Annotated in this window: 11 protein-coding genes and 2 pseudogenes; 12 read left to right on the forward strand and 1 reads right to left on the reverse strand. The window is 62.7% G+C overall.

Going from position 1 to position 12,183, the window contains the following annotated elements:
* Nucleotides 1-21: 21 nt before the first annotated feature.
* The 10 genes and pseudogenes from AC3WJU_RS05790 to AC3WJU_RS05835 form a co-directional block, all read left to right on the forward strand.
* The gene (locus AC3WJU_RS05790) at nt 22-792 is read left to right on the forward strand and encodes an amino acid ABC transporter permease (protein WP_461835473.1); all 771 of its coding nucleotides are present in this window, start codon (nt 22-24) and stop codon (nt 790-792) included.
* Nucleotides 789-1,562 (forward strand): amino acid ABC transporter ATP-binding protein, encoded by a 774-nt coding sequence (locus AC3WJU_RS05795; RefSeq protein WP_461835474.1) that lies wholly within the window; start codon nt 789-791, stop codon nt 1,560-1,562. The genes AC3WJU_RS05790 and AC3WJU_RS05795 overlap by 4 nt, the downstream gene beginning before the upstream one ends.
* Complete coding sequence (locus AC3WJU_RS05800) at nt 1,552-2,571, forward strand: C-terminal binding protein (protein ID WP_461835475.1); 1,020 nt, start codon at nt 1,552-1,554, stop codon at nt 2,569-2,571. The genes AC3WJU_RS05795 and AC3WJU_RS05800 overlap by 11 nt, the downstream gene beginning before the upstream one ends.
* 86 nt (nt 2,572-2,657) lie before the next feature.
* Nucleotides 2,658-3,476, forward strand: coding sequence for an acetoacetate decarboxylase family protein (locus AC3WJU_RS05805; protein WP_461835476.1), 819 nt, complete (start codon nt 2,658-2,660; stop codon nt 3,474-3,476).
* Between the two features lie 256 nt (nt 3,477-3,732).
* Complete coding sequence (locus tag AC3WJU_RS05810) at nt 3,733-4,749, forward strand: Ldh family oxidoreductase (RefSeq protein WP_461835477.1); 1,017 nt, start codon at nt 3,733-3,735, stop codon at nt 4,747-4,749.
* Nucleotides 4,750-4,764: 15 nt separating this feature from the next.
* The gene (locus AC3WJU_RS05815) at nt 4,765-6,060 is read left to right on the forward strand and encodes an iron-containing alcohol dehydrogenase (RefSeq protein ID WP_461835478.1); all 1,296 of its coding nucleotides are present in this window, start codon (nt 4,765-4,767) and stop codon (nt 6,058-6,060) included.
* A gap of 8 nt (nt 6,061-6,068) precedes the next feature.
* On the forward strand, nt 6,069-7,517 hold the full coding sequence (locus AC3WJU_RS05820) for an NAD-dependent succinate-semialdehyde dehydrogenase (RefSeq protein WP_461835479.1): 1,449 nt from the start codon (nt 6,069-6,071) through the stop codon (nt 7,515-7,517).
* Between the two features lie 265 nt (nt 7,518-7,782).
* Nucleotides 7,783-8,010 (forward strand): annotated as a pseudogene (locus AC3WJU_RS05825) (CBU_0592 family membrane protein); the annotation flags it as partial.
* Nucleotides 8,011-8,335: 325 nt separating this feature from the next.
* Nucleotides 8,336-8,440, forward strand: coding sequence for a plasmid mobilization relaxosome protein MobC (gene mobC, locus AC3WJU_RS05830; RefSeq protein ID WP_461835480.1), 105 nt, complete (start codon nt 8,336-8,338; stop codon nt 8,438-8,440).
* A gap of 59 nt (nt 8,441-8,499) precedes the next feature.
* Nucleotides 8,500-8,783 (forward strand): annotated as a pseudogene (locus AC3WJU_RS05835) (relaxase/mobilization nuclease domain-containing protein); the annotation flags it as partial.
* Here the strand turns inward: AC3WJU_RS05835 and AC3WJU_RS05840 are convergent.
* On the reverse strand, nt 8,784-9,551 hold the full coding sequence (locus AC3WJU_RS05840; protein WP_492259380.1) for a DeoR/GlpR family DNA-binding transcription regulator: 768 nt from the start codon (nt 9,549-9,551) through the stop codon (nt 8,784-8,786). It lies immediately after the preceding pseudogene.
* A gap of 405 nt (nt 9,552-9,956) precedes the next feature.
* On the opposite strand from AC3WJU_RS05840, the gene AC3WJU_RS05845 reads away from it, so the two are divergent.
* Both AC3WJU_RS05845 and AC3WJU_RS05850 read left to right on the forward strand, forming a co-directional pair.
* The gene (locus tag AC3WJU_RS05845) at nt 9,957-11,057 is read left to right on the forward strand and encodes an ABC transporter substrate-binding protein (RefSeq protein WP_492259381.1); all 1,101 of its coding nucleotides are present in this window, start codon (nt 9,957-9,959) and stop codon (nt 11,055-11,057) included.
* A complete protein-coding gene (locus AC3WJU_RS05850; protein ID WP_492259382.1) occupies nt 11,057-12,151 on the forward strand; it encodes an ABC transporter ATP-binding protein in 1,095 nt (364 codons plus the stop codon). The genes AC3WJU_RS05845 and AC3WJU_RS05850 overlap by 1 nt, the downstream gene beginning before the upstream one ends.
* Nucleotides 12,152-12,183: the final 32 nt, after the last annotated feature.

Genomic DNA, 12,183 nt, shown 5'->3' on the forward strand with positions numbered 1-12,183 from the left:
TGGCCCAGAAGGAGAAATACCATGGAATTCGACGTCGGAATACTCCTCCAACAGCTCACAAGCCCCGACTTCGCCAAGGGCGCCCTGCTTTCCGTCGGTGTCGGGGTGCTCTCCCTTATCCTCGCCACGCTCATCGGCTTCACGCTGGCCCTCGGGAAGACCTCGGGCAAGCGGTGGGCGCAAGCCGCCGCGTCGGCGTACATCTGGTTATTCCGGGCGATCCCGGCCCTCCTTGTGCTGCTCATCATCTGGAATGCGTTGCCGCAACTCTTCCCGGTACTGCGCCAGGAGTGGTTCTCGCCGTTCCTCGCGGCGTTCGTCGGTCTCGGCATCGTCGAGGCTGCGTTCATGGCCGAAATCATCCGCTCGGCGCTCCTGAGCGTCGATGAGGGGCAGTACCTTGCGGCAAGGGCTCTCGGGATGTCCCCGTCCAAGGTGATGACCAAGGTCATCCTCCCGCAGGTCGTGCGCATCGCGCTCCCTCCGACAGGAAACGAGTTCATCGGACTCATAAAGCTATCCTCGCTGGCCTCCGTGATCTCACTCCAAGAACTGCTCACCACGGCCCAAATTGCGGTCAACGTCACGTTCCGCTACGCCGAGTACTACACGGTCGCCATCGTCTACTACCTGATCATCGTCTCGGTCCTAACCCTCATCCAGGGTGCCGCCGAGAAGAAGTTTCTCTGGACGTCGCGGAAGGCCCCCGCCCGGGTGGGCAAGCCTGCGGTTGAGGAACGGGTGGGCAAGCCCGCGGTCGAGGAAACCGTCAAGAAAGGAGCGAACGCATGAGTGCCACCACTTCTCGTGGTCCTTTGCTCGAGGTCCGAGAGCTGGCCAAGGCCTATCACGGCCAGTCCGTGCTCAAGAGCGTTGATTTCAGCATCGGCCGGGGGCAGGTCAAAGCAGTGCTCGGCCCGTCCGGCTCGGGCAAATCGACGATGCTCCGGCTCATGGCGCTGCTCGAGCCGGCAGACAGCGGCAGCATCCTGCTGGATGGCAATCCCATCGGAGGTCCCAACGCCCGCGGTCACGCCCAGCCCGAACGGGTCCTCGCCCGCGAGCGGCAGTCGATCGGGACGGTGTTCCAACGGTTCAACCTCTTCCCGCATCTGAGCGCGGTGCGCAATGTCGCGCTCAGCCTCACTGCCGTCAAGGCCGTCCACCACAAGGAGGCCGAAGAACTCGCGATGGCCATGCTCGACCGCGTAGGCCTCGAGCACCGTGCCGGGCACTACCCGTCGGAGCTTTCGGGAGGGCAACAGCAGCGCGTCGCGATCGCCCGCGCGCTCGTCATGAACCCGGCCGTCCTCCTCTTCGACGAACCGACCTCGGCTCTCGATCCCGAGCTTGTCGGCGAGGTACTCAAAGTTATGGAAGACCTCGCCCACGACGGTATGACGATGATCGTCGTGACCCACGAGGTCAGCTTCGCACGCCGGGTGGCGGACGAAGTCACCCTCTTCGACGAGGGCGTCATCGTTGAAGCGGCGCCCCCCGACGAATTCTTCGACAACCCCCAACACGAGCGCACTAGGAGATTCCTCAGCCATGTCCATTGATACACGCCCTCTGGCGGTTTACACAGACCTGGAGGACATGGAATTCTCCGCGGGCGTCGCCCTCCTCGAGGAGAACGGCTACCGGGTCGAATACCTCGCGACCGAAGACCCCGAAAAGATCATCCAAGGAGCCCAAGGAGCCGAAGCCCTCCTGATCAGCTACGCCCGCCTGACCGCCGCGATGATGGACGCCCTGCCGGATCTGAAGATCATCTCCCTCTGCTCCATGGGCACCGACCAGGTCGACATCAACGCGGCCCGAGAGCGAGGGATATGGGTTACCGCGCTTCCCGGAGTCTCGGCTGAAGAAGTCGCAACCCACGCCCTAGCTATGGCCCTCAGCATGGTTCGGGAATTGCCCTTTTTCCACGACAATGTCACCCGGGGAGACTGGCTGGCCCGGCCTGAGGCTGCTATTCCTCGGCTGAGCGAACAGCGCCTCGGGCTCATCGGACTCGGGAGAATCGGAAGCCGCGTCGGCGCGATCGCCAGCCCTTTGTTCGGCGAAGTCATCGCCTACGATCCATATCTGCCCGAAACAGCCCAGACCACCGCCAGCCTCGAACGTGACGGGATACGGCGCACGAGCCTCCAAGAGGTTCTCAGCACATCGACAGTCGTCTCGCTCCACGTCCCACTCACCGAGGCCACCCACCACCTCATCGACGCCGAAGCACTAGCCACGATGCGTCCCGGCAGTGTCCTGGTCAACGTCAGCAGGGGAAAACTTGTCGACAGCTCCGCCCTGCGGGACGCCATCGACAGCGGCCACCTCCGGGGTGCCGCCCTGGACGTCCTCGAAACCGAGCCTGCACCACAGGGACATCCACTCATCGGCCACCCCAAGATCCTCGTGACCCCCCACGTGGCATTCCTCTCTGAACGGAGCCATGCCGAATACGTCCGCATCCAAGCCCAGAACGTCATCACTCTGCGGACCACGGGAACCCCCGACACACCACTTTTTAATGCCGCCCAAGGCCGGACCAAGGAACTGGTCAGCGAGTAAGCGCCGACCGCCGAAGCAATTGACAACATGATTGCGCTGCCCCTCCTGACACAGCGGCAGCGCACCACCTGAAAGAGGAACCCATCATGACCGAGCCCAATGGCTTTCTATTTCCGCGTTCTCCGAAGGGACGTGCGAGTCTGATCCCCGCGCCGCCTTGGTATTACTCAGCCACCGCGGCGACTGTAGAGTACCGTACAAATCCCGACAATGTTCGTGCTTTGCTGCCCGAGCAGTTGGCCTTGGATGAGGACGACCCCGGTCTTGTGGCAATGGTCTTCACCGATGTCCAGTCCTGCTCTGAAGGAGGGGAAGAACTGCTCGACCCGATCCGGTCCCAGTACGGGGAGGCTTTGCTAGCAGTCAAGGCACGGTATCGGGGGGTTCTCTACACGCGGATCGCCTACGTTTGGGTAACCCGCGATTTCTCCCTCGGTCGCGGCATTCACATGGGGTATCCGAAGAAGATTGGTTCGGTCCGCATGACCCGACCGTTCCCGTTTGGGCCGGCGCCGCGCGTGGAGCCGGGTGGTCGCTTCGGCGCAAGCCTGGCCGTCGCCGACCATCGACTGGCAGAGGCCCGATTCACTTTGCGCGAGCAGGTTGACCGCGGCCCGTCGGTAACTAGTCGACCATTGCTGCACAGCCGCTTGCTCAGGTCCATTGAAATGGGTGGGCCCGACAGCCTCGACGAGCTCGTCGTACACAGTGAGGTCGAGCTGGAGAGCGGCCGTCCGTGGGCTGCTGATGCCGAGCTGCGTCTATTCGAGTCCCCGGTGGATGAGCTTGCCGCGCTTTCCGTAGACGAGATCGTGGGTGCCTACTACCAGCAGGGCGCTAGCCGGTGGGAGGGCGGCACCTTGCTCAGCGCCCAGCTAAGCGGAGAGGATCCGGCGGGACGGTGAGGTGACAGGTTCGGTTCAAGGGTGGAAGAGCCGGAATTCCGTAACCTCGGGAGCCAATCTCGGGCGAAGAGGCGCTCAATAAACGTTCTGCCGTCATGGCGCCATCGAGGCCAAGGGAGCGCGAGCACGCATGAAAGAGCATCTTAGACGGTCGAGGCGTCGGCTCCGTAAAGGCATTTGATTGAGCTAAGTGGCAGAGGCCGGGGCGACGGGAGAACCCCTCGTCCCGGCCTCCTAGTGGAAGGCGAGGAGAAACTTGATTGCAATTGAATCTGTACGGGTCAGTCTCGACGACGCGATGCAGGCCGCGGTACAGGCGCTGCTTGCGGTGGGGGTTCCCGCGGAGAACGCACACCTGCAGGCCGATCTGCTCATCGACGCGGAGGCCCGAGGGCTGCCGTCCCACGGTCTCTTGCGCCTGCCGAGGGTAATCGACCGGATCCGCAACCGGGTCGCTGACCCGGTTGCCACCGGACGGATTAATTGGCGCGGGGATGCGCTGGCGTCAGTCGACGGCCAGAACGGTCTCGGCCCCGTGGTGGGAGTCCATGCCCTGGAAGTAATTTCGGAGCGTTGCTCGAACAGTGCGGGCGTGGCGGCGGCTGCTGTGCATTCGTGCAACCATCTGGGCATGCTGGCGTGGTATGCCCGAAAAATTGCGGACCGTGGCCAGGTGTGTATCGCGATGACCACCAGCGAGGCGCTTATGCACCCCTACGGCGGGCGGATCGCAATGGTCGGGTCCAACCCGATTGCGATCGGAGTGCCGGCGCAACCGCGGGCCCTGGTGTTCGACATGGCCACCTCACTGGTGTCGATGGGCAAGATCCACGACCACGCCAACCGCAAAGCGCAGCTGGAACCGGGTTGGGCCCTCGACGAGGACGGTGAGGAAACCGTCGACGCCGAGCGCGCCAAGCGTGGATCGATCGCCCCGTTCGGCGGCGCCAAAGGCTATGGCTTAGGGCTTGCATTTGAGGTGCTGGTCACTGCACTCACCGGGGCTGCACTGGGTCGCGACGTCGTCGGCACGCTCGACTCGATCCACCCGTCCAATAAGGGTGATGTGTTTATCGTGGCCGAAGCCGGTTTCGGGGATGCGGTTTCTGAATACCTGGCTGCCGTGCGCACATCGCCGCCGGTCGATCCGGCTAACCCCGTTCGGGCTCCCGGGGATTCCTCGGATGTCCGCCGCGACCGCGCCGCTACAGAGGGCATCGCGCTGCCCGGTGCCCTCTGGGATGAGATCTGCACGCTGCCGCTGAACTTTTGACACGAAAGGCACCACATGAACTTCACCGCGACCATAGACTCTCCACACGGAGCGGGTATCGGCCCCGATACGTCCGGAACGTCCTGCGGACTGTTGCGCCTACCGCGAACCGTCTTGTTCGGTGCCGGCCAGCGCCGAGCGCTCGGCTCCATCACGGCCGGTTACGGGCGCAATGCGCTGATCTGCACGGACGCCCGGCTTGGGACATCGCCCGAACTCGCCGAACTTACCGTCAGCCTCAACGCCGCTGGCGTATCCGTGCACGTTTTCGACCGGACGGAACCCGAGCTTCCGCTGCCGGGGGTGGTCGAATGCGTCGCTGGTCTGGCCCATACTCCGATCGACGCGGTGATCGGGTTCGGTGGCGGCAGCTGCATCGACATGGCGAAGGTCGTGGCACTACTGCTGTCCCACGGCGGCCAGCCTTCCGACTACTACGGAGAAAACGCCGTGCCTGGTCCCATACTGCCGGTCATCGCCGTCCCGACGACCGCGGGCACGGGTTCGGAGGCCACGCCTGTGGCCGTCATCGCCGATCCGAATCGAGCCATGAAGGTCGGCATCTCGAGCCCGCATCTTGTGCCGCAAGCAGCTATTTGCGATCCCGAGCTAACGTACTCGTGCCCAGCGGCGCTCACCGCCGCATCCGGAATCGATGCCGTCGTGCACCTGGTCGAGTCGTACACCGCTGTGAGACGCACGCCGACCGCAGAGCTTAGCTCGGAACGGGTCTTCATCGGGAAATCGATGTTTAGCGATTCCGCTGCCTTGGAAGGGCTTTCGCTGATGGGGCGAAGTCTGTTGACCGCCCAGCTGGAGCCGTCGAACGGCGATGCACGCCGCGACGTGATGCTCGCGTCCTTCCTCGGCGGTGTGGCGATAGGCACTGGTGGGACGTCGGCGGCACACGCCCTGCAGTACCCGATCGGGGCCGCCACTCACACACCACACGGATTCGGCGTGGGCGCGCTGCTGCCGTACGTGACCCGCTACAACCTTCCGGCCCGGGTCAGTGAATTCGCCGCCATCGGCGCCTCGCTCGGCGTTGCCTCCGGTGTTGACTACTGGACTGACGCCGTGTCGGCGATCGAAGCGCTAGACGCCATCGTCGATGGGCTCGCGGTGCCGACGATCGCCGAGCTTGGCGTGAAGGAAGGAGACCTGCCGGCGATCGCCGAGCAGGGGCTATTGGCCAAACGGCTGGTCGACAACAACCCCCGACAGCTCGATCAGGCCGCGATGCTCACCATCATGACGAACGCTTTCCGGGGCGACCGCACGATGCCTGATTCCAGGCCCGACAAGAACTAGGAGAACCTTTGGCCATCACCGAAACCCTTTACCACAACGACCTCTTCATCGGTGGCTCCTGGCTGCCCGGCGGCCGGGCCAAGCGCATCGACGTGGTCAATCCGTCCGACGACACGGTGATCACCACCGTTGCCGATGCGTCTCCCGAGGACGCCGCCTCCGCCGTAGATGCCGCCGCGGGCGTACTGGAATCCTGGTCGGCGGTGCCGCCGCGGCAGCGCGCCGAGATCCTGCGTCGTGCGTTCGAGCTGATGACCGAGCGCGCTGAGGAACTCGCGTATCTGATCTCGTTGGAGAACGGCAAGTCGATAGCCGACGCCCGTAGCGAGATCGGCTATGCGGCCGAGTTCTTCCGCTGGTATTCCGAGGAAGCGGTTCGGATTCTCGGAGAGGTTTCACTGGCTCCCGCCGGAGCGAATCGGATCATTGTGCAGCACCAACCGATCGGTGTATGCCTGCTGGTGACGCCCTGGAACTTCCCAGCCGCCATGGCCACCCGCAAGATCGCCCCCGCCCTGGCCGCCGGGTGCACGACGGTACTCAAACCGGCTACCGCGACCCCGCTGACCGCCTATGCGATCGCCGAGATCCTGGCCGAAGCCGGGGTACCCGGCGGCGTGGTCAATGTCATCACTACGAGCAGCACCTCGCTGGTGGTCAACAAACTGCTGCACGATCCTCGGGTGCGCAAGTTGTCCTTCACCGGATCTACCGAGGTCGGGAGGGTGTTGCTGCACGAGGCCGCCGACCAGGTGATCAAATGCTCGATGGAGCTGGGTGGCAACGCGCCATTCATTGTGTTGGCCGACGCCGATCTGGACAAGGCACTTGAGGGCGTGATGGTGGCCAAGATGCGCAACGGCGGCCAGGCCTGCACTGCAGCCAACCGCATTTACGTGCACTCGTCGTTGCACGACCGGTTCGCCAGAATGATCGCAGACCGGTTCGCCAGCCTGGTGGTGGGGCCGGGTACCGACGACCAGACCCAGTGCGGCCCGCTCGTGGACCATCCGAGCGTCAACAAGGTCATCGACCTCATCGACGACGCGTGCGACCGTGGCGCGCAGCTGCTGGTCGGCGGCTCTGCTCCTGAACGCGCCGGCTCCTACTGCCTGCCAACGGTTCTCGCCAACGTTCCGCGCGAGTCCCGGCTGGTCAGCGAAGAGATCTTCGGGCCGGTGGCCGCCCTGATCCCGTTCGAGGACACCGCTGACGCGATCGCCGCGGCCAACGATACAGAGTACGGGCTGAGCGCCTACGTGTACAGCGGTGATCTAGCCAACGGGCTGCGGGTAGCCGAGAAACTTGAAAGCGGTATGGTCGCCGTCAACCGCGGCCTGGTATCCGACCCGGCCGCACCGTTTGGTGGCGTCAAACAATCGGGCCTGGGGCGCGAAGGCGCCCACCACGGCATGCTGGAGTTCACCGAGGCCAAGTACATCGCAGTGGATTGGTGAGACGGCCCAGCAGTTGACCACTTGGGAGTTGCGGCGGTTCTTGATCCGAAATCCAGGGGCCCGATTCTCACTCGGTCGGGTTGTTCAGGCGGGGTGGGGAACAGTTGGGCATCCACCCGAGGCGCCGGGATACGGGACCGTGGCGTGGATGTCGAAGAGAGACATGGCGGGCCGCGTGAACGAACGTTGTGTTCATTTTGTACCCATCCAAGTTTGACAATACTTCCGAGCGCTAACAGCTGGGGATCACTTCTGAAAGGACACCGTGGAACTGCTGTGGGAAGTCGCCGGCTGGGCAGGAGCGGCTGCAATACTCAGTGCACACCTGACCGTTTCCATGGGTTGGTTGAAGGCCGGCAGACGCTTCCAGACGGCAAATCTACTCGGCGCTTGCGCCTTCATTGTCAACGGCGCGTTCCACGAAGCATGGCCCTCTGTGGTCACGAATATCGCGTGGTTCCTCATTTCCGCCGTCGCGCTTCTTCGCCTGCGTTTGGCGCCGCCGGCGGCGTGTAAGTCCAGTGTGTGACCCGCTAGTGCAACTCCGCAGTCGGAGATCGCGCCCCTTGATTGTCCAGGGGCGGAGCAGTGGCTATTGTCTGACGACCGTCAATATTGGGGCGGGCTTTCGGGCTCTCGCGGCGGCGCCGTGAGAACACCCCGGCGGGGACGAAGAAGCGCCGTGACGTGTGGGTCACCGTTGAGGAGGAAGCGGCGATGGTGGCCATGGCTGAGCGGGAGATGGTCCCGGTTTCTTCGGCGTTCCGTCGGTGCATTCTGATTCGCCGACGGAACGCCGTGCGATTGCTGCGGAACTGATGTCCCTTCACGATTTGTTGGCCCGTTCCTCGAACAACATCAACCAGCTTGCACGGCAGGCTAACGCCACGAGCGAGTTCCCGGCCGAGCCCGCGAAGCGCTGAAGCACCTGCGTTCCGTGGCCATGCGGATCGATGACGCGATTGACGGGCTGATGTACCCGATGATTCCGAACATCACCCGCGGTTCGCGCATGGGTGGCTCATGGTTTACCTGGCATCGTCGGATGCCAACAAGACGAAGAACTCCCACCATGATCCGCACCTGGTGGCCGGGGACCCGGCCATCATGGCGTGGTACGACGACGGGGTGCTGGACCGCGACGATGCCCTGGCGATCGCGAAGCATCTCGACCGGCTGCGCAAGATATTCGGGGTCTCGGTGCAGATCAAAGACATGCGGTGGGACGCGGCGAAGAAGGAGCGCGTGCACGTCGGGTGTAGAGAGTTACGCGATGATCGTTACGCCGCCGCTCTTTTCGAGTGCTTCACGGATAGTGGCCGGTGGTTCGGAGTCGGTGATTAGCCCGGTGAGCTCCTGGAGTCCCGCGACGCGGTGACGTGCTACCCGTCCAAATTTTGATGAGTCCGCCAAGACATACGAAACAGCGGAATTTTGAATGATGACTTTCCGGGCAGCTGCTTCTTCAAGGTAGTAGTCGGTTAGTCCAGCCTCTGCGTCGATTCCACCGGATCCAAGGAAAGCGATGTCCGGGTGCAGGTCTCTGAAAAAGTTTTGGGCATTGGAGTTGGAGAGCGCCATATCTCCGCCCCGCAGCCGGCCCCCGGCCACGTGGACCACCAAGTTTGGATGGTTCGATAGTTCAATGGCCACCAGGAGTGAATTGGTCGCTACTGTGCCGCGAAAATCGCTGGGAATTGCCCTCGCCACGCTGAGCGCGGTTGTTCCGACGTCCAGGACTACGAACTGCCCCGGCTCAAGCAGCAAGGCAGCGGCTTTGCCGATTCTTTCCTTCGCCTCGCTTGCCACGTTGGCGCGTTCAGCAAATGGTGGCTCCTCCCCAGGCGGCAGAGGAAGAGGAGATGTCGCACCCCCGTGGACGCGCGATAGCAGGCCACGCTTTTCCAATACGGCAAGATCCCGTCGAATCGTCTCGTTGGAGACAGACAATGACTGGGCCAGATCCTCTGTGCTGACTACTCCGGTGCCATGGAGCTTGTACACGATCCGACGATGTCTTTCAGCAACTAGCATTGTTGCCCGTTTCCGAGGGTTTCCGTGGGTTCATGTCAATCAGTATGTCCACAGCAAGTGTGTCCCGCAAGCCCGAAACGCCCAGATTTGACTAGTAATGACCGATTCGTGTGGATTATGGGCGCTTTTTGCGTCGGAATCGGCAATGCGGCGATGGGGAATGCCGGCTCTCTGTGCAGGATCCGTAGATGAAGCCGTCGCCTTGTCACCGCCTGATTTCCGTGGTGTGAGTGCGAAGTGACCGCCGCTTTGAGGCAGTGACGGGCATCCGTTGGAGCATGGCCGAAGTCACACAAGGATGTAACCCTTGACACGCAGGTGTCCACAGTTAGACAATAAATTCCACAAAACTCCACGAATTCGGGCAGTTTCAGTCAACCCAACTTTTACCCACAGGAGCACAAATTGACTTCACCCAGATGGCGTCTCTTCAAGGGCGCCGCCTTGCTCGCACTGCCAGCCCTGGCTCTCACGGCCTGCGGCGGATCTGCATCCACCCAGCCGGCGAACGGAGACGATGTTTCCGGTGAGCTGGTGTTCAGCGTCTATCCGGGTGTGTTCCAGGACAACTACGTCAAGTCCGTCGTGGAGCCATTTGAGAAGCTTCACCCGAATCTGAAGATCTCCTTTGTCCAGGCCCGCACCAGCGCCGAATCACTCGCGGCCCTTCGGGCCGATAAGAACAATCCCAGCGTCGATGTATCGCTTTTGGATCTGGCGGTCGCGCGCACGGCCAACGCCGAAGGGATCTTCCAGGCGCTGGACCCCGCAGCCGTTCCCAACCTGAAAGACCTCGATCCGAAGGCCCGCATCAATGGAGACTTCGGCGCTGGCGTCACGTTCGACAGCGTCGCGCTGATGTATAACACCAAGGCCGTGAAGAGCGCACCCGAGTCGTGGAACGCCCTCTGGGAAGACCCGGCGGCCAACGGCAAGACCGCCATCATCGGACCGCCTGATTTGACCAGCACGGTGGGGCTCACCGTCATCACCACCCAGATGGAGGGCGGCGACTACAAGAAGTCGGTCGATCAGGGAATTGCCAAGCTGGCCAAACTTTCGTCCCGCGTGGAGACGTGGAATCCGCAGCCTGACCCGTACACCATGGTGCAGAACGGGAGCGCGTCCTACGGGGTGGGCTGGAATGCCCGATCGCAGCTCTTCGCCGACCAATCCAACGGTGCCATGAAAGCTGTCCTGCCCAAGGAAGGGACCGTCCTGCAGGTCAACACCCTCAACCAGGTGAAAGGGTCGCCTAACCCCAAGGCCGCGGCTGCCTTCATCAACTACGCTCTTGGCACCGAAGCTCAGGGCAGCTTCGCCAAACTCATGGCCTATGCTCCGACCAACACGAAGGTCCAGCTCCCGGCCGACCTCCTTGCGAAGATTCCGGCCGCTGACCCCGCCAAATCCTCCCGTGTCATTCCTCTTGACTGGGATGTCGTGGTCAAGCAGCGCGATTCCTGGGCCACCCGGCTCAAGACCGAAGTTGTGGCGGCAAAGTAATGACTTCTGAAAACCCTGACACCCGGGCGGGCTACCTGAGCATCAGTGCCCTGACAAAGAAGTACAGGAACACCCCCGTGGCCGCCGTCGACCGCGTGTCGCTCAAAGTCGATGAGGGCGATTTCCTCGCTCTCCTTGGACCGTCCGGATGCGGCAAGACAACAACCCTGCGCATGATTGCCGGGCTTATTGAGCCGACCTCGGGTTCCATTCACGTACAGGGCAAAGACATCACCAAGACGCCGGTGCACAAGCGCTCCATCGGCATGGTCTTTCAAAACTACGCGCTGTTTCCTCACCTGGACGTGAAGTCGAACGTGGCCTACGGGCTGAAGATGCGACACGTTCCGAAAACGGAAATCGCGCTTCGAGTGCAGAACGTGCTCGACCTGGTCAGGTTGGGTCACCTGGCCGACAGGAGGGTGACCGCGCTGTCCGGCGGCCAGCAACAGCGCGTCGCGCTGGCCCGGGCAATTGTCGTAAATCCCCAGCTTTTCCTGATGGATGAGCCCTTGTCCAACCTTGACGCCAAGCTCCGGGACGCCATGCGCACAGAGATCCGGAGCATTCAACGCAAGATGGGCATCACCTCGGTTTTCGTGACCCACGACCAGGACGAGGCGCTGACCATGGCGGACAAGATCGCCGTCATGTCCGAGGGTGTTCTAGAGCAGTTCGGCACGCCGAGCGACATCTTTGAACGCCCCGCCACGCGTTTCGTCGCCGAGTTCGTGGGCCAAGCCAATCTGATCGACAGAGTCCGCGTATCCAGTAGTGCCGGGCGGCATCTGATCGAGGTGCCCGGAGCGGGCCACCTCAGCGTCCCCCGTATCTCCGGAGAGCCCGCCGGCACTTCCACGGCGATGATCCGGCCGCACCAGCTGAAGGCACGCAGCGCCTCGGATTCTCCTGACGGCATCAGGGGAGATGTGCGTTCGGCAACCTATTTCGGCGACACCATCCAGTACGAAATCCAGACCGGACAAAACCTCCTGAAGGTTCAGATGCGGGCAGACGGTTCGCCGACCCTCGCAGTCGGTTCGGTGGCTGCAGTGACGGCAGCCACCGACAACGTCCACTTCATCGCCGCCTGACAACGGCCCCGAGAACAGAACGAGGAATTCCC

It is taken from the genome of Arthrobacter sp. FW306-1B-F12A, assembly GCF_058781865.1.

Excerpts from the sequence above, each read along its gene's own strand:
- AC3WJU_RS05790 (WP_461835473.1), top strand. The coding sequence starts at position 22 with ATGGAATTCGACGTCGGAATACTCCTCCAACAGCTCACAAGCCCCGAC.
- AC3WJU_RS05795 (WP_461835474.1), top strand. The coding sequence starts at position 789 with ATGAGTGCCACCACTTCTCGTGGTCCTTTGCTCGAGGTCCGAGAGCTG.
- AC3WJU_RS05800 (WP_461835475.1), top strand. The coding sequence starts at position 1,552 with ATGTCCATTGATACACGCCCTCTGGCGGTTTACACAGACCTGGAGGAC.
- AC3WJU_RS05805 (WP_461835476.1), top strand. The coding sequence starts at position 2,658 with ATGACCGAGCCCAATGGCTTTCTATTTCCGCGTTCTCCGAAGGGACGT.
- AC3WJU_RS05815 (WP_461835478.1), top strand. The coding sequence starts at position 4,765 with ATGAACTTCACCGCGACCATAGACTCTCCACACGGAGCGGGTATCGGC.
- mobC (WP_461835480.1), top strand. The coding sequence starts at position 8,336 with ATGTCCCTTCACGATTTGTTGGCCCGTTCCTCGAACAACATCAACCAG.
- AC3WJU_RS05840 (WP_492259380.1), bottom strand. The coding sequence starts at position 9,551 with ATGCTAGTTGCTGAAAGACATCGTCGGATCGTGTACAAGCTCCATGGC.
- AC3WJU_RS05850 (WP_492259382.1), top strand. The coding sequence starts at position 11,057 with ATGACTTCTGAAAACCCTGACACCCGGGCGGGCTACCTGAGCATCAGT.